This is a genomic window from Pseudoalteromonas sp. SaAl2 (assembly GCF_052947895.1).
On the sequence record NZ_CM129605.1, the window covers coordinates 2,194,584 to 2,211,296 of the forward strand.

A 16,713-nucleotide genomic window follows, 5' to 3' on the forward strand; every position below is an offset into this window, starting at 1 on the left:
CGACGGAGTCGTGAACCTGTGACTGTAATTTTTTCTACATTAGCTTCTTCTTTTTTGCACTATGGCTTTGGCTTGTTTGATTGTTTGTTTTTCTACAGTCTCTTCCTGAGCTGCAATAGCCTGCCCTATTGTTGCAGACATGCCCCCGATAAGAGCAAGCTGTAAAGCATGGGTGATTAGATTTTTTTTCATTATTTTCCCCTAAATATATTTTATTTTATGGTGATAGAGTGTGAGCACTTTCATGGGTTGAGCAACACTAAGCTTGATGATTTTATCGCCCAATTATTTGCTCTTCCCTTATTCGTTATCTATCAATTTTTTGTTACGTCATTTTGTCGGGTAATAGTGAATTCAATCAACCTTTTATACCTCATTTTAATGTCTTTTTTAGGTCTTTAAGTACATGAAAATATTAAATTAATTTATTTTTATATTTTTTAGTTGCAAGACGATTTTTAAAAGCATTACAACTGTAAATATAATATTAATTATTGTTTTTAAAAAGGTATTAAGGATATTCTTTTTGTTAAAGTGAAAATTAATTTTTCATCTAATTATTAAAATGGACGATGTAATAACAACAAAGATTTATATCTCATTATTGAGTAGTTGAAAGTGTTAGTGTAGGTAATTAAATGAAAATTGAACAAACTTATAAACTTGGCAAATACATTGTTTACCCCCATGAATTTGCTATTCAGTTTGAGAATAATGAAAAACAGTCTTTACAACCTAAATGGGTTGAAGTACTAAATTATCTTGTTGAACACCATCCTAGGATTATTCCTCGAGAGGAGTTAATAGAAAAGATTTGGAAAGGTAATAGCTATGTAGGAGAAAAATCGTTAACTAACGTTGTTTGGAATTTAAGGAATAGCTTTAAGCAAGAAGGTGAAGCTCAACAGATCATTGAGACCATTCGAAAGGCGGGTTATAGATTATTAGTAGAACCAATAACAATCGAACCAGATGCGAATTATTTTACAGGGAGTGAATTGTTTGAAGCGAATAAACCAAATGCGTATGCTTTTTTAATAAAACTTTTAAGTTTGCTCATGTTCATATTTTTCATTTATTGGTTATACATAGCAAATAATAAGCAAGTTAAACACGCGAGCGTGGAAACAGTAACCTCTGATCCAGGTGAGGAGTTATATGTTTCGGTATCACCTAATGGCAGGTTTATTGTCTATCGCATGACAGATCAAAATGATATTGCGAATTTATATTTGAAAGATCTGCAACAGCCAGATGTTCAGCCTCGTCAATTGACATTTGATGAGGCAAAAGAGCGGCACTCAGTATGGAGTAATGATGGAAATTATTTATTTTATGCCCGTGAGAATTCTAGAAAGAAATTTTGTGATTATATTCAATTAGATATTAAAAGTATGTTTGAGAAGATAGTTGCTACCTGTCCTTTGAAAAGCAAACATAATTACCTTGATATTTCCCCAGATGATAAAACACTAGCCTTTCATAGTGAGGATATTGATTCTGAAGAAAGTGGAATTTATTTGCTAGATTTAACGAGTAGTAATGCTAAACCAGTGCGCTTTTCTTGTGCTACTGGTTGCAAGTATGAAGATAGAGATATGGCTTTTTCACCGGACGGTAAATCCTTAGCTGTTACGAGAAGATTTAATAAATACAGTGAGGATATTTATATTATCGACATAGCTACAAAAGAAACTCAACGTGTTACTGAAGGAATAGAGGATGTACGTGGCTTAAGTTGGCATTCAGATAATATACATTTAGTTTACGGTGATCGTAAATCAGGGATCCGCACCGGATATTGGCTTAATACAAAAACAAAAGAAAAAAAATTATTAAATGTGGATGGTTTTAGTTTTCCTGTATTTAATAGAGTGGATAATTCACTTTTTTATCAGAAAAGGTTAAGAAAATATCAAATAAAATCGTTAAGTTTGGATCAAGCTATCGCTTCTAGCCCTGAGCCAATATTACTATCAAACTATAGCCAGCGGCAACCTGACTATTCGAGCATTTCTAAACAAATTGCTTATGTCTCAAATGAAACAGGCATGTATGAAATTTGGCTTTCTAATAAGCATGGTAAAGAGCGAATACAATTAACGGACTTTGGAGTAAATATAAGTTTTCCTCGCTGGTCTCACAATGGCAAAAAATTGGTTTTTCTTGCACCTTTTGAAGATGAGGAGGGTTTAAAAGTTTATACGATTGACGTTGCAACTAAGCAGATCATGAAAGTAAATAGTCCTTTTAACGATCATAATCGTCCAACATGGAGTATTAATGATGATGCTATTATTTCAGCGGTATCCACTGAAAATGAAACTGATTTACACCTAATATCGATAGATACTGGCGAAGTTAAGCAATTGACCTTTAATGGCGGTCGATTTGGCGTCATGACGGATAAAAATAAATTAATATATAGCCGAAAGAAGGGGGCTTGTGGCAGCAAATACTATCCAGTTCCCAAGCAGAGTCGCCTGCAAGAGCTCTTATTTCAAGAAAAAATATGAAAGAGAAGTATTTTTGGGGAACAACGGATAAAGGAATTTATTATCGAGCAGCGGTTTCTAATGGACAACAAATCAATTTTTTTGACTATGCATCAGAAAAATCTCGACCATTAGCAAAGTTTCCTAGTAAGACTTTTTCGTATACCAGTCCACTCATTGTTGTTCCTGAAGATAATAAATTATTATTTGCTGTGACTGACTATGAGCAATCTGATATAAAAAAACTACAGCACCCTTTATTTAATTAATGAACATTTTCAGGTGCTTGGTGTGAAAGATACCTTCTTTTAAAAGTATACAAAAGCATTAACCAGAGAATTGGTAAATGCTTTTTAGTTTAACAAGTTAACTAACTATTTATTGATAAAGCAATTTATTAATTGAGGAAATGCGCTGAAAATATCAGCGCGGTTGTGTTAGTTTGAATAAGTTATGGTTAAAACAGCTTCACCACCTTCAGTACCTTCGTAAGATTCAGCTTCTCTTTCTCCTTCACCTGAAATAATAAAAGTGACAGCGCTATCAGTATCCCAAGTTGACTTATTCACAAGTTCTTGAACGATACTTTTAAGATCAGGTGTTTTTTCATTATTGCTCTTACGACCTATTACATCCCACACTCCAGGAGTCCAATTAACAGAGGCAGAAGTTAGTGGTCGATCTGAGATATCATCATCACTTGAACTAAAAGTGTCAGAATTACCACTATAATGCCCATGTATTGTTAAGTTGGTGTTTCCTGTATTTGTTGCATCTACTGTAAACTGAATTGTCGCACTTTCAATCGTTGCATCTGCGGGTATATTTACATTATCGAATCGTAAGCCGACTAATTGCTCTTTAGCGTTTGAGCCACTCTCTTCAACAAGCTCTAAATCAGAACTAGAAAGGTTTACTTCACCAGAGCTAACCATTTCTTCAGCATCGTCACTACCACTTTGAATAGCTGTAGATATTGTTTGGCTTCCATTTCCTCCAGTATCGCCACTGGCAGAAAATTTGATATCATCGACCGATATATCGCCCTTGCTACCACCTTTAACCTTTCCTGTTAAACGTAGTTGCACATCTTTACCAAGGTATTGATCAAGAGATATTGTTGCAGTACTCCAACTACTGTTTCCTGAACTATGTTGTTCTCCACTTTTGTACCATAGTTCATTCCAATTTAAACCGTTATCTTCAGTTATTTCTAAGGTAAGTTCACCGATATCGCTACCATACATATGATATCTAAACCTAACCTCAGCGAAGTCTTTATTGGTAATATCATAACAAGGACTAAGCATTGCTATTTCGTCATTTTCACTTAGAAATTCATGGCTGGAATCAATATGTGCAAAACTTTGACCTTCATATGGTTCATTTGCACCAGTACTTGAAGAGCTGGTATCAAAATCTAATTTCCAAGAAAACTCATCATCGTTAAAAGCATCTTGTACCCAAGGAGTATCACTAACCTCATCTTCATAATTAAATTGCTCTCTGCTCGGATAACTTGTTACTTTAGGTGAATTAGAGCAATTTGGATTTTGATTCGAACCATATTTATCAAACAAATGAAATTTATGAGTTTGAACGATACGTTTCATGCGTTTATTTTGCGCATTACTAAATTTATCTCGGCACTCGTTTTGACCTTTGCCCATGATGTTAAATCCATCAGGGTCATATTCTTCACCATCACTGTCTTCATCACTACCTATCCATTCACAGTCATCAAAGTTTGATCTCTCACCAGGATCAACAGGAGTATCAATGATATTATCACCGTATTTATAACCGTTTGAACCTTCCATTACCGCTATTGTTTCATCATCCCAACCTGAATAAGTATGTTTCAAGCTTAAACTGTGGCCAACTTCATGTGCAATTGTAGAGGTGTCTAATTTACTAGGTTCTATTTCAATAACATCTCTTCCTTCATAGTTCCAATATGCATGACCATTTAGGCCGTCAAGACTAGCAACGATAATATTCATTTTTCCATATGAAAACCATGGTTTTACATCTTCTTCATTATCGGTATTCCAATCATCATCATTAATGCCATCAACATCATCGTTTGTAATATAAATAATTTCATCTCGATAAAATTCTACGTCAATATCACTATAAAAAAGTATTTAACTGATTGATACCATCATCTAAATCTGAGGTTGACGCTCGTTTTCCTGACCCACTGTGACTATCTGCAGCTACAATAAAACGAACGGGGATTCTATCCATTGCTGCGACTGTCATACTTAATGTTATTGCGGTAACACCTAGAAGTAGACTTATTTTATTTTTCTTAAATATATTCATCTCTTAACACCCTTTTTATTACTCGTTATAATTAATTTAATGTGTCAGGTTTTTATTATTTTTTAGCTAAGGTTCCTGAAACCTATAATCAAGCTAGCAGCAGATTATTAGGCTGTATATGGGATAATAAAGAACGGATATTTAAATGATGTATTAGAGATATTTTATTTTTCTGTATTTAATGTGATAAATGATTTTTTAGCCTAACTTTTAGTTTTTTAATCGTTTTTCATAGCTTAGTGCTTAAGGAGCAGCGGTCGTGTGGCTGCCAAGTAAAAAGGCTCGCTCAGTTTCAACATCAGAACAGACGTCTATTTCACAAGGTTGTTCGTTAAATAGCTCATAGGTAACATGCAACTCGATGACGGCAGGACTAATAGCTGTAAAGCGACCTACAAAAGCCTGAGCTAATTGAGAAAATGAAGCGCCATCTTGCAGGCAAGATAAGCTTTTGAATACAGCTTTGAGCAGAGAAACGATGAGTAGGCAACGGTGTCGAACTTGAAATCCAGAGGTTTTTGCAAGCTTAATAAGGTGCTTATCTCAGATAAGGACTTTTAATTGATTTGAAACTTGGTTAACCCGCATGTGAACTCTGTTTTCATTAAACGATTATTAACAGAGTTCAACTTCAAGTTTTCTTACGTTCAACCTATAAAGCCGTTTTTAAGTATCGCGATTAACGTTGTATATTATGCGAGTGCTTTTACTTCTTCCCAAATACGCACTACAAGTGTTTTATCATCTTCGTTTAGCTCGCCATTGCGATACGCTTTCACTAGGCTTTTTTCAACGGTTTCATTGAGCTCTGACACTTCTAAATTAAGTTCTTCAACTTGTGCATACCCAACAGCTAAATCAAAATGGCCGCGTAAATAACCACCGGCAAACAATTCATCATCAGTGGCTTTTATTACTAAATCGTCAAAATATTGCTGTGCTGCTTCAATGTAACTTACTAAACTCATTTATTTCTCCTGTACTTGCAGGGTGTCTTGGTGACCCACAGCATACATAACATGGTCGTTAAACCCGGTTGTTACCCGAATATAACCGCTTAATTCATCATCTAATTCGCTATCGCCGGTATCAGCAATGAGCGGTCGGCCATTTAAGGCCTGTAATTTTGTTTTGGTTGCGACTAAGATTATATTGTCTTTACCGATTGCGCGGATGAGTGCTGGACTTAATTGTTGATTACCCCGACCAAATATATGCCCTTGCCCACCGATCAACGTGATCACCAACTTTGTAGGCACACCTTTGGTTAAATCAATTAATTGTTGAGCGGTTAAATCTTGCTTTATCAGGGTTTGATCTTGTACTAAATCAACACCTAACAAGGTGTTATTCAAACCCATTTCTTGCATGATGGCTTCAACCGTTGAGCCACTGCCCATAATGTACTGGGTGTCTTCTTCCATTTCTGACACAACATAGGCTGCTATATCAGCCAGTACTAACTCGTCGGTTTCTTTACCACCATTTTTAACGGCTTGTACATAACGTATTTCGCTCGGCACTTGCATTTCACCATAGCGTTTTGCTTTGACTGTTCCTTGGCGAAAAGCATCTTCATCGATATCCATAACATCTGCATCAGCCAGTGTAACAAGTTCGCCCTTGATGAGCATCTCGACAACACGACCCGCCGCTTTAGGGGTAATGGCATAAACACCTGAGTGAATTTTACAGCCAGCAGGAATGCCGAGCACTGGTACGCTATCATCCACCGCATGACAAATATTACGTGCAGTACCATCGCCACCAGCAAATAAAATTAAATCAACACCGAGTTGTTGCAATGCTTTGGCAGCCTGCTCTGTATCATCACTCGTTGTAGCACACTCACTACGATAAATAACTTGTGTGGCAAAACCTAACGCCTTCGCTGTGTTTTCACCCATGGCGTCATTAACGGTGAATATTGTTAATTGCTCTTTATAGGGCAATAATACCTCAAGAGCGGCTTTAGTGCGTAAGTTGGCTTTAGGCTCAGCACCAAGCGCTAAGGCTTTGGCAGTAGTAGCTACGCCATCGCTGCCCTTTAGTGCAACACTGCCACCTAAACCCGCCACAGGGTTTACAATTAAGCCTAATTTAAACTGCATTCTTTAGCTCCTTTGGGTGCTGCCATGTAAACTGCGCGTTATTCATCGGCCACGGTGTTTTATAAAATTCACTTATGGCCTTCAGTAATTTATTCGTGCGCACATTAAAGCCATTACTCAATAAATTTAAAAGGTGTTGATGGACGCGTGCTTGAAAGTCAAATCGGCAAGTTTGTTCACCATTTAAATTATCAACCGACACTTTAAAATCAAAACCGGCGGCAACACTGAGCGCCCACTCGATGGCTTGAGGCTTAATTTCAACACTTTCAAACTCAGCTTGCTGCGCTTTATCGCGGCCATCAGGGCAATACCAATAACCGTAATCTTCTAATAATCGTCGTTTTTCACCGGCTACTAGCCAATGGGCAATTTCATGCAGTGCACTGGCATAAAAACCATGGGCAAATATAATTTGATGATAGGGAGTTTGCTCATTTGCTGGAATATAAATAGGCTCATGCTCACCTTTGACTAAACGCGTATTATGGCTTTGATAAAACGTTGACTCAAAAATAGATATTAGATCGGCTATTTGGTGCATAAGGTTTAATAATACGCCTCAGTAAACAGGAATAAGTACTCGCTAAAAACGAGGCGAATTGTACGGGCTTTTAAAGGGAAAGTAAAAAAGCCTTGCGTTATACTGCTTAGATATATTTAGTGAGGAATTTAGGTCTCTGCCATATTACTTCGATCATCAAGATAGCGCTTTAACAACTGAGTATTTCGCGTATTCGCTTTAAAAAACGCATCAAAAATATCGCCAAAAAACGGGATTAACCCACCAAAAAAATCAATTTGCATATTTAAAATAATACGAGATTTTATTCGCCACCCAACGCCAAGCCGCTGAGCCTCAAAAAGTACGTAACTTGAAAGTATTAGTCCGGCGGCATCTCCAATGCCGGGAATAACTCCTATCAGCGCTTCAACTCCAAATTTAAATCGAGTAAAAGGAATACCTATACTGCTGTCGGTAAACCGGCTAAATCTTTCTAAGCGTTTTAACGTTGCTTGGTGCTCTATGTTGTTCTTCATTGTACAACCTCACTTCACCACCTTAATTAGGGTACTTCTTTATTAAAGTCGTTAATTTAAGCGCACTAAGGTGCGTGTTCTTTTTGGCTCTGTTAAATAAAGGAATTGCTGAAAATCATGGGATGCGTTTATTAGCATTTTCCCATCATCTTTGCCGTTGAATATTATTTTATTGCCACCTGTTTTAAGATCTATTTCATTCATCACATAACCGTCCTTATCTGCAAGTGTTACTGTCATATTCGTAACTCCGGCGTTCAAGCCGATTATCTCTTTTGCAGGTGATTGCCAAACAGTTTCAAGCTCTTTGTTTTTGTTCAATCTAAAGACTTGTTTTTCATTAGAAAAGTAAACCTGATCCTGCTCATCTATATCCATTGCATAACATGCCAAACGCTCTCCAGAGCCAGTATAAGGTGTTAATTCAAGCGTCTCTAAGTCAAATTTAGCAGGATGAAAAGTAACCCCGTCTGTAGCGCGATAAGAAACTAAAATGGCGTCTTCGTGGTGATACATTTCTCGTAGATAAAATGAATGATAAGAATGAGGAATACTCACAAAGCTTTCTTCTTTTAGATTAATTCTAAAGAGTGTATTTTTACTGGCAGTGATCACTTCTTCACCGTCTTTTGACCAGACTATACCAAATAGTTCTTCATTGCTTGGATTAGAGAAAATCAGCGTTTGCGTGCCATTTTCATACAAAAATAACTGCTTTATACCAAACCGATGAGATTCAAATACAAATTTAGACGAATCAGGGGAGTAAACAGGTAAAAAGTCGACTGAGGAGGTATCTACAAGCGTTTCAAATTGCGTTGGTTCTTGACGAGTTGAGCGGATGATATCTACATCAACTTTAACTAATTCCATTAATATGTCGTTGCCTGACAGCGAAAAATGCGCATCTCTAATAATGTGGTAGTTATTAAACGCCACCTCTGTTAGTTGACCCTGTAAATCTAATAGCTGGAGCTCATGCTTATTACTAATCAATAATTGGTGTTCATCGGGGTGCCAGCTCAACCCTTGTACTGCATCTTCAACAATCGCTAATGTTTTCGTTGTACTTGTTGCAACATCGAACAAATCAATTCTGTATTTATTTTGCCCTGCCTCAGAGGCAAGCGCAATAGCCTGCTGACTCGGTGATAATGCCTGCAACTTCATCCAATCTTGCCCAACGGATGACTTAATGGCGCGTTTTTCTTGCGTTGTTAAATCAATTGAACTTAGTTGAGTATGGTTATCGCTTTGACGTTTTTCAATAAAATAAATATGGTTATCATTAGCCCACTCTAACTGCTGGCTCGTCACTTTAAAGTCTTTAAAAGTATAGATTTCTCTGTAGTTTGCAGGTTGTAATGTCAGTTTATCTAAGGTGAAATATCCCAATGTTTGGGTATCTTGCTGGTGCACAAATGCGATTTCGCTGTCGTCGCTGCTCCACCCTAGGCTGTGATAGGTTGATTGCTTTTGGGTTAATTTAACTTCTTTTCCTGAGCGTAAGTTTTTTAACCAGATAGTTTGGTTTGACTTATCACCACGTACAAACGCAATATATTTACCATTATGTGATAAGGAGATGCTGGATTCATTTTCTTCACTCGAAGAAATAGGCATCAATTTAGTAAAGTGTGTTTTTACTTGTGGTGTATCTGGGTAAAGCCAATTTACAATTCCAATAAACGTGACGATTAAAATTACCAACGCTGATAAGTAAATACGCTTGGGTTTATTTAACTGTGGTTTAGCTACTTCGAGGCTATACCCCCGCTTTGGGTGAGTAATAATATAGCGTGGATTTTTTGAGTCTTCACTCAATGCTTTTCTCAGCAATGCAATACAACGCTGCACATAGCTTGGGCTAAATGTCGCATTTGGCCATACGGCTGAAAAAAATTTGCTCTTGGCTAACCACCACACCTCGATGTGAATACAAATATTGCAGTACATCCATGACTTTAGGTTCAACGACTTGCTCTGTATTAGCTGATGATATTTTGCATCGGCTCACATCAATAGCAAATTCCCCTATTACAAACTTGCCCACTGGCTACTCCAATAAATTATTATAAATCATATATTAAGGTTTTCTTAAGAGAAATTCTAGGCTAATTCCATTGCTGCTTAACCTGTTACCCGCAATGCTGCTCACATGATTCATTAATAATTAAAATCCATGCTTCGTATCTTATTTATCTTAACCATTTTTGTTAGCGCCTTTTTACTATTTCAAATTCAGCCTATGCTATCTAAAGAGCTATTACCTCGATTTGGAGGCGGCGCATCGGTGTGGTCGGCTAGTCTGTTTTTTTATCAAACTGTTTTATTACTTGGCTACTTTTATGCACACTTTCTAAGTCGCTATTCACTAAAAAAACAAATGGTAATCCATATTTCGCTTGTTGTTTTAGCAAGCCTAATTAGCCTAAACAAGTTCCACGTTAATTTAAATTTAGCCCCTAACTGGTCAGTAATGGCAAACTTACTAAATCAAATTGGCTTAGTGTTTATGTTACTAAGCGCGACCAGTGTACTTATGCAACGATGGTACATTGAGCATGGTAAAAATACCGTCCCCTATCATTGGTATTCGGTTTCTAACCTTGGGTCTTTATTAGCCTTAATGAGCTACCCAATCATATTTGAGGTGTTTTTCTCATTGTCGCAACAAAAACATTACTAGCAAATAGGGCTACTTATCTACTGCATACTCTTAATCTGTTTAGCTTATAAACTATTAAGCAAGAGCAGCACAGAAAATTGCTCGGCGTTACCGCGTGTACAAACCATGGTCAAAAAACCAAATATGCTTTGGATTATTTTATCCGCAACAAGCTCAATCATGTTAATTGCGACCACACAAATGATCAGCACCAACATCCCACCTATGCCACTTGTATGGGTGGTGCCACTTGCTATTTATTTAGGTAGTTTTAGTTATGCGTTTGCCAACAAAAACAACTATAACCGTTCTGTTTGGGTGTATGCTTTTATATTCAGCGCATTTGCAGGCCTAATAATGTACTTTTTAGGCAGTCAATTTAATGCAATTACACAAATTATTATTTATAGCTTTATATTATTGAGTGGCTGCATGATTTGCCACGGTGAACTTAGACAACTCGCACCACAAGGTACATTACTAACACATTTTTATTTGTATATAGCTTTAGGTGGTGCGCTTGGCAGCTTATTTACCACGTTACTTGCCCCGCTGCTGTTTGAACAAATCACCGAGTATATCGTCGGTTTAGCTGTGCTGCTTATTCTCATTGGGTACATTCATCTGGCTAAATTAAAAAAAATAAATACGCTATTGATCAGTGCTACAGCTCTGTGGTGTGGCTGCTATTTAGTTCTTTATTTTAGTTTTAATCAATACAACATTGCATCACAGAGAAATTTTTATGGTTACCTCACAGTAAAAGATATCAATACTCCTGAGCTTGCACAAAGGCGCTTAATTGATGGCACAACGGTACATGGCTCGCAGCCCTTGCCTGGTCAAAATGTAGTTGCTAGCAGTTACTATAATCAGCACACAGGCGTCGCTAAGTCACTCGCGATACTTAAAAGCCAAGAAAAGCTCAACATGGGCGTAGTAGGTTTAGGTGCTGGGGTGTTGGCTAGCCTCGCTGATAAGCACGATTCAGTGCATTTTTATGAGCTAAACCCCGCGGTATACACAATGGCAAATACGTATTTTGATTATCTTAAAAACAGCCCCGCCAAAATAAATGTCACCATTGGTGATGGCAGAGTCGCATTAGCAAACGAGCTTAAAAGTAATGCACCTTTAATGAACGCATTGGTTATTGATGCATTTTCAAGTGATGTTATTCCCGCCCACCTATTAACTCAAGAAGCGTTTGAGCTTTACTGGCAACGTTTAAGTAAAAATGGCATTTTAATCATCCACATATCAAATAACCATATAGATTTATTGCCAGTGATCCAAGCACACAGTGCTTACTTTGATAAAGCATTAATCAAGTTTAAGCATAGTGCAAACAAGTTAACTGCATTAGGCTCTGAATGGGTTGTATTAACCAGCAATCAACTGTTTTTAGATGCCATAGAAATCAGTGAATTATCGCCAATAAAATCCTACCCAAGCACTCAGTTAGTGCATTGGACAGATCAAAAAAATAGCGCATTACCACTAATCAAATTTTAAACCGAACATAGGGGGCTCAGCCCCGAAATATTTTAATAAACATTCATTATTTAACTAACATCAATGCCCACTTCATCACAGGTAACTATGTCAGTTTCGGTCATTGATTCAGTTATCCAGCGCTGCAGTACAGGGCAGGCCATTACTGTGTCACAGTATTGCTGCGCTAACGGGGATAAACTAATTTGATATGTTTTTAAACGTAAAACAACAGGCGCAAACATAGCATCTGCAATACTAAACTCGTCAAATAGCCAGCCGTTAGGGTAACGTTTTTGTTGCGCGGAAAATATTTCATCGATGCGAGCAATGTCTTTTTTAGCTGCATCAGATAACTCTACTTTTCGCGTTGCGCGTATATTCATTGGCATTTCATTACGCAGCGCCATAAACCCTGAATGCATTTCAGCACTTACACTTCGTGCTTGTGCTCGTAAAACGACTGCTTTTGGCCATGCTGCATTAGATAAATAAGCATCATTGATATATTCACAAATAGCCAACGAATCCCATACCTGTAAATCACCATCTATCAACGCAGGTACTTTTGCTACTGTAAAGTGTTTTTGCAGTTCGCTATAAAACTCTGGTGTATCTAAAACTAGTTGCTGCTCAGTAAATTCAACATTGAATTTACTCATTAAATACCATGCTCTGAGCGACCATGTAGAGTAGTTTTTATTGCCAATAAATAATTGCATTGATTTTCCTTTTACAAAGCGACAAAAAAAACGCGATAAAAATCGCGTTTGAAAAGCAAAAATTAATTTTATCAAAACCTAATCAGTTATACCGAGCCGTTTATCGGCCCATGCTCATGGTTTACATGTGGGTTTTGCCCGCGCTGGCGTAGTAAATGGTCCATTAACGTAATCGCCATCATAGCCTCAGCAATGGGAATAGCACGAATACCAACACATGGGTCGTGACGACCTTTAGTGATCATCTCAACCGCTTCATTTTCTGTATTAATGCTGTTGCCAGGTATTGTAATACTTGATGTTGGTTTGAGCGCAATAGAGGCAATAATATCTTGCCCTGTGGAAATACCCGCAAGTACGCCACCGGCATGATTTGAGGTAAAACCATCAGGGGTTAACTCATCACGATGCTCTGAACCTTTTTGCTCAACCACATCAAAACCATCACCAATTTCAACGCCTTTTACTGCGTTAATGCTCATCAGTGAATGTGCTAGTTCTGCATCAAGTCTGTCAAAAACAGGTTCACCTAGGCCTACAGGGACGTTTTTAGCCACGACTTTAACCTTAGCGCCTACTGAGTCACCTTGTTTTTTTAAATCTCGCATGTACTCGTCTAATGCTTCAATTTTACTGGCGTCAGGAAAGAAAAACAGGTTGTTTTCTACTTCATCCCAATCATAGTTCTCAGCTTTTATTGGCCCTAGTTGGCTTAAACATGCACGTACTTCAATACCATGAAATTGTTTTAGGTATTTTTTAGCAATGCTGCCTGCAGCTACGCGTATTGCGGTTTCACGGGCAGATGATCGTCCACCGCCGCGATAATCGCGCAGGCCATATTTATGCCAATATGTGTAATCACCGTGACCGGGGCGAAATACATCTTTAATTTTACCGTAATCTTTTGAGCGTTGATCGGTGTTTTCAATTAGTAAACCAATGCTAGTTCCGGTGGTTTTACCTTCAAATACGCCTGAAAGAATTTTTATTTGATCGTCTTCACGGCGCTGCGTTGTATAGCGGCTTTGCCCTGGTTTACGACGGTCTAAATCTATTTGTAAGTCGGCCTCTGTGATTTCAAGACCTGCGGGCGTGCCATCGACAACACCACCTAACGCGACGCCATGGCTTTCGCCAAAGGTGGACACTTTAAACAACTGCCCTATGCTATTACCTGCCATTGTTTTCCTCATTCCTAATGACTACTGAGTACCGAGCCTAGGGCTCGGCTTTAATTTTTAACTTTTTTAGTCAGCAAAATAAGCGATTAATTGCTTTTTGCTGATCACAAACACACCTAAGCCGCCTTGTTCAAATTCAATCCATTCAAACGGCGCACCAGGATACAGCGCATCCATGTGTACCATAGAGTTGCCCACTTCGACAAATAACAAACCGTTATCAGTTAGATGTTCTGCCGCTTCACTTAATATTGTGCGAGTAACATCTAAGCCATCGTGACCTGATGCAAGGCCAAGCTCTGGCTCATGGTGGAACTCACGCGGTAAGTCGGCCATGTCTTCAGCATCAACGTACGGCGGATTGGCAACTATCAGGTCGTATTTTTGTCCTGGTACACCACTAAATACATCGGATTGAATGGGTAGTACACGGTCGTTTAGCTGATAGTCGGTAATATTAATATCAGCCACTTCAAGCGCTTCATAAGAAATATCAACCGCATCAACTTGTGCTTCATCAAACACTTGTGCCAGTGCAATTGCAATACAGCCAGAGCCGGTACATAAATCTAAAATACGGTTTACCGATTCAGGCTGTTCTAACCACGGCGTAAAACGATTATTAATAAGCTCTGCAAAAGGCGAGCGTGGAATTAGCACGCGCTCATCAACGTAAAATGGCATATTTGCAAACCAGGCAATATTTGTTAAATAAGGGACTGGTGTAAAATCGTTAATTCGCTCTGCAATTAAACCGGCTAAACGGTTTTTTTCAGTACTGGTTAACCGCGCATGCATTAACTCTTTTGGCGCATCAATGGGTAAACTTAATGCAGGAAGTAATAAGCTAACCGCTTCATCCCATGCATTGTCTGTCCCGTGGCCAAAGAAAATACCACTGCTGGCAAACTGGCTAGTCGTCCAACGTAACCAGTCATGCAATGTTGAAAGTTCTGCAACAGCTTCATCTAAGGTTGCTTCTTCTATTAGTAATTCGCTCATGTGTGTTATCTGCCTGCTTACTTTCAAAAAATGTATATTCAATCGAGGTAGATTAACCTCTTGATTGCCCTATTGTAACTCGTTTCAACATCGGTTTTTACTCGATTTTTAGCATTTTTTTGTTTAGACTGCCGCTATGAAAAAGATCTTCACTCAAACAGCCAAATCAGCACTGACGACATTGACTTGTTTCGTCAAAGTATTAACGGTGCCCGTGTATTTAAACAAGACACCCATCGTTTTGCTAATAAACCTAAAGTGTCACAAGCGAAGCAATTTGCCCAGCAAAAAAAGCAACAACAGTCAGAATTTTTCTTTTCTGATGAATATGTGCCAGACATAGACACTAATGGTACAGTTAATTATGTGCAAGATGGTCAAGACCGCTTTTTAGCTAAGCAATTGCGTCGTGGGGATTTTATTCCTGATCTAACCTTAGATTTACACGGTTTAAATAAAGAAATTGCCAAAGACGAGTTAGCAGGCTTAATTCATGAATGCAAAAAAAAGCATTATTACTGTGCTTGCGTTGTTCATGGTATTGGTGGGCATATACTCAGGCATAAAGTACCACAATACCTTGTACAACACCCCGATGTAATAGCTATGCATCAAGCCCCCCTTGAATACGGTGGTAAAGGCGCAGTACTTATTTTGATCAATTTACCGCAAAATGATTTATTCAGACGATAAACACCATCCTTGATTTTCCAACCACTTTAAATTTAAGGCAATAAAGCAGTGCATATTTTTTCAATTATTTTTCCACTGATATTTATTGTTGCCCTTGGTTACAGCTGCTGTAAGTTAAAGTTTTTTCAACAACAGCACATCGCAGGACTGAGCAAATTTACTTTTTATGTTAGTTTACCTGCCTTCTTGTTATTAAATATGTCCCGTATCGACTTACAGCAAAGTATTAGTCTATCTGCTTTTTTGAGCTTTTACATTCCGGTGTTATTGGTGTTCGCCAGCGGCATAATTATCGACCGTTTTTATCTGGCTAAGCACAAAAATTACCAAGAACACGGCGTATTTGGCTTAGCGTCAAGTTATTCAAACATGGTACTTGTGGGTATTCCAATCGTGATAGCCTCATTAGGCAAAGATATGATAGCCATCGCGTTTATGATTATTACTTTTCATAGCACATTATTATTCGCATTGACGTATTTGATAGGCGCAAAAGGCAGTGAACACGCATTTTCATGGCCAACCTTTATCAAGAGTATGGTGCTAAACCCTATTGTATTGAGCATAGGTTGTGGGCTTTTGCTCAACATAAGTGGTATACACTTATTTGATAATTTAGCCAATAGTTTAGAGCTGCTCGCAACGCCTGCCATAGCCTGCGCGCTGTTTGTATTAGGTGCTAATTTAGCATTTTACAAAATCGCGGCTAACTGGCAGCCGGCGTTAATAGCGTCATTAATGAAAATTTTTGTACTGCCTGCTGGGGTGTTTTTAATAGGCAGCTATGCACTTTCACTCGATAGAGAAATTTTAAATGTGTTGGTACTGTTAAGCGCCTCTCCTGTTGGAGTAAACGCCTACCTCATTGCTAGCCAAATTGGTAAGCATCAAGTTACGCTTGCAGGTGCCGTGGTACTTTCAACTGTATTAAGTGTAGTTAGCTTTAGTTTTTGGTTATCGGTGCTTTTGTAGCCA

Annotated in this window: 18 protein-coding genes; 6 read left to right on the forward strand and 12 right to left on the reverse strand. The window is 38.1% G+C overall.

All coding sequences use genetic code 11. The annotated features are described in order from the left end of the window. Positions 1–39: 39 nt before the first annotated feature. Positions 40–192: a hypothetical protein gene (locus tag ACU8V8_RS10530; RefSeq protein WP_446887436.1), complete on the reverse strand. Its 153-nt coding sequence runs from the start codon at positions 190–192 to the stop codon at positions 40–42. A gap of 446 nt (positions 193–638) precedes the next feature. On the opposite strand from ACU8V8_RS10530, the gene ACU8V8_RS10535 reads away from it, so the two are divergent. Both ACU8V8_RS10535 and ACU8V8_RS10540 read left to right on the forward strand, forming a co-directional pair. Next, a complete protein-coding gene (locus ACU8V8_RS10535; protein ID WP_446887437.1) occupies positions 639–2,516 on the forward strand; it encodes a winged helix-turn-helix domain-containing protein in 1,878 nt (625 codons plus the stop codon). After that, positions 2,513–2,764, forward strand: coding sequence for a hypothetical protein (locus ACU8V8_RS10540; protein ID WP_446887438.1), 252 nt, complete (start codon positions 2,513–2,515; stop codon positions 2,762–2,764). Before ACU8V8_RS10535 ends, ACU8V8_RS10540 begins: the two co-directional genes overlap by 4 nt. A 168-nt stretch (positions 2,765–2,932) precedes the next feature. Here ACU8V8_RS10540 and ACU8V8_RS10545 read toward each other — a convergent pair whose 3' ends face one another. The 8 genes from ACU8V8_RS10545 to ACU8V8_RS10580 form a co-directional block, all read right to left on the reverse strand. Continuing rightward, positions 2,933–4,498 carry a hypothetical protein gene (locus ACU8V8_RS10545; protein WP_446887439.1) on the reverse strand — a complete coding sequence of 522 codons (1,566 nt, stop codon included), beginning with the start codon at positions 4,496–4,498 and terminating at the stop codon, positions 2,933–2,935. Positions 4,499–4,628: 130 nt separating this feature from the next. Further along, on the reverse strand, positions 4,629–4,823 hold the full coding sequence (locus tag ACU8V8_RS10550; protein WP_446887440.1) for a hypothetical protein: 195 nt from the start codon (positions 4,821–4,823) through the stop codon (positions 4,629–4,631). Between the two features lie 692 nt (positions 4,824–5,515). After that, a complete protein-coding gene (locus ACU8V8_RS10555; RefSeq protein ID WP_446887441.1) occupies positions 5,516–5,791 on the reverse strand; it encodes a YfcL family protein in 276 nt (91 codons plus the stop codon). Then, entirely contained in the window at positions 5,792–6,934 is a 1,143-nt protein-coding gene (locus ACU8V8_RS10560) for an ATP-NAD kinase family protein (RefSeq protein ID WP_446887442.1), read from the reverse strand. After that, positions 6,924–7,478 carry an elongation factor P hydroxylase gene (locus ACU8V8_RS10565; RefSeq protein WP_446887443.1) on the reverse strand — a complete coding sequence of 185 codons (555 nt, stop codon included), beginning with the start codon at positions 7,476–7,478 and terminating at the stop codon, positions 6,924–6,926. The genes ACU8V8_RS10560 and ACU8V8_RS10565 overlap by 11 nt, the downstream gene beginning before the upstream one ends. Before the next feature lie 128 nt (positions 7,479–7,606). Further along, positions 7,607–7,975 (reverse strand): DUF4112 domain-containing protein, encoded by a 369-nt coding sequence (locus tag ACU8V8_RS10570; RefSeq protein WP_446887444.1) that lies wholly within the window; start codon positions 7,973–7,975, stop codon positions 7,607–7,609. Positions 7,976–8,026: 51 nt separating this feature from the next. Further along, entirely contained in the window at positions 8,027–9,931 is a 1,905-nt protein-coding gene (locus ACU8V8_RS10575; protein ID WP_446889622.1) for a winged helix-turn-helix domain-containing protein, read from the reverse strand. Continuing rightward, on the reverse strand, positions 9,843–10,028 hold the full coding sequence (locus ACU8V8_RS10580; protein ID WP_446889671.1) for a winged helix-turn-helix domain-containing protein: 186 nt from the start codon (positions 10,026–10,028) through the stop codon (positions 9,843–9,845). The genes ACU8V8_RS10575 and ACU8V8_RS10580 overlap by 89 nt, the downstream gene beginning before the upstream one ends. Positions 10,029–10,157: 129 nt before the next feature. On the opposite strand from ACU8V8_RS10580, the gene ACU8V8_RS10585 reads away from it, so the two are divergent. Beyond that, positions 10,158–10,664, forward strand: coding sequence for a hypothetical protein (locus ACU8V8_RS10585; protein WP_446887445.1), 507 nt, complete (start codon positions 10,158–10,160; stop codon positions 10,662–10,664). A gap of 105 nt (positions 10,665–10,769) precedes the next feature. Then, positions 10,770–12,158, forward strand: coding sequence for a spermidine synthase (locus tag ACU8V8_RS10590; protein ID WP_446887446.1), 1,389 nt, complete (start codon positions 10,770–10,772; stop codon positions 12,156–12,158). A 50-nt stretch (positions 12,159–12,208) separates the two neighbouring features. Here ACU8V8_RS10590 and ACU8V8_RS10595 read toward each other — a convergent pair whose 3' ends face one another. The 3 genes from ACU8V8_RS10595 to prmB form a co-directional block, all read right to left on the reverse strand. Beyond that, positions 12,209–12,859, reverse strand: a complete 651-nt coding sequence (locus tag ACU8V8_RS10595) for a glutathione S-transferase family protein (RefSeq protein ID WP_446887447.1) — start codon at positions 12,857–12,859, stop codon at positions 12,209–12,211. 86 nt (positions 12,860–12,945) lie between these two features. Next, a complete protein-coding gene (gene aroC / locus ACU8V8_RS10600) occupies positions 12,946–14,043 on the reverse strand; it encodes a chorismate synthase (protein ID WP_446887448.1) in 1,098 nt (365 codons plus the stop codon). A gap of 66 nt (positions 14,044–14,109) precedes the next feature. Then, on the reverse strand, positions 14,110–15,045 hold the full coding sequence (gene prmB / locus ACU8V8_RS10605) for a 50S ribosomal protein L3 N(5)-glutamine methyltransferase (protein ID WP_446887449.1): 936 nt from the start codon (positions 15,043–15,045) through the stop codon (positions 14,110–14,112). A 165-nt stretch (positions 15,046–15,210) separates the two neighbouring features. Here prmB and smrB point away from each other — a divergent pair, with 165 nt between their 5' ends. Next, complete coding sequence (gene smrB, locus ACU8V8_RS10610; protein WP_446889623.1) at positions 15,211–15,738, forward strand: endonuclease SmrB; 528 nt, start codon at positions 15,211–15,213, stop codon at positions 15,736–15,738. A 48-nt stretch (positions 15,739–15,786) separates the two neighbouring features. Then, positions 15,787–16,710, forward strand: coding sequence for an AEC family transporter (locus ACU8V8_RS10615; protein WP_446887450.1), 924 nt, complete (start codon positions 15,787–15,789; stop codon positions 16,708–16,710). The last annotated feature ends 3 nt before the right edge of the window (positions 16,711–16,713 follow it).

Coding starts and splice junctions, on each gene's coding strand:
- ACU8V8_RS10540 (WP_446887438.1), top strand. CDS start 2,513: ATGAAAGAGAAGTATTTTTGGGGAACAACGGATAAAGGAATTTATTAT.
- ACU8V8_RS10530 (WP_446887436.1), bottom strand. CDS start 192: ATGAAAAAAAATCTAATCACCCATGCTTTACAGCTTGCTCTTATCGGG.
- ACU8V8_RS10535 (WP_446887437.1), top strand. CDS start 639: ATGAAAATTGAACAAACTTATAAACTTGGCAAATACATTGTTTACCCC.
- ACU8V8_RS10545 (WP_446887439.1), bottom strand. CDS start 4,498: ATGAATATTATCGTTGCTAGTCTTGACGGCCTAAATGGTCATGCATAT.
- ACU8V8_RS10595 (WP_446887447.1), bottom strand. CDS start 12,859: ATGCAATTATTTATTGGCAATAAAAACTACTCTACATGGTCGCTCAGA.
- prmB (WP_446887449.1), bottom strand. CDS start 15,045: ATGAGCGAATTACTAATAGAAGAAGCAACCTTAGATGAAGCTGTTGCA.
- ACU8V8_RS10550 (WP_446887440.1), bottom strand. CDS start 4,823: ATGAATATATTTAAGAAAAATAAAATAAGTCTACTTCTAGGTGTTACC.
- ACU8V8_RS10560 (WP_446887442.1), bottom strand. CDS start 6,934: ATGCAGTTTAAATTAGGCTTAATTGTAAACCCTGTGGCGGGTTTAGGT.
- aroC (WP_446887448.1), bottom strand. CDS start 14,043: ATGGCAGGTAATAGCATAGGGCAGTTGTTTAAAGTGTCCACCTTTGGC.
- ACU8V8_RS10585 (WP_446887445.1), top strand. CDS start 10,158: ATGCTTCGTATCTTATTTATCTTAACCATTTTTGTTAGCGCCTTTTTA.
- ACU8V8_RS10565 (WP_446887443.1), bottom strand. CDS start 7,478: ATGCACCAAATAGCCGATCTAATATCTATTTTTGAGTCAACGTTTTAT.
- ACU8V8_RS10590 (WP_446887446.1), top strand. CDS start 10,770: ATGGTCAAAAAACCAAATATGCTTTGGATTATTTTATCCGCAACAAGC.
- ACU8V8_RS10555 (WP_446887441.1), bottom strand. CDS start 5,791: ATGAGTTTAGTAAGTTACATTGAAGCAGCACAGCAATATTTTGACGAT.
- ACU8V8_RS10575 (WP_446889622.1), bottom strand. CDS start 9,931: ATGTACTGCAATATTTGTATTCACATCGAGGTGTGGTGGTTAGCCAAG.
- ACU8V8_RS10570 (WP_446887444.1), bottom strand. CDS start 7,975: ATGAAGAACAACATAGAGCACCAAGCAACGTTAAAACGCTTAGAAAGA.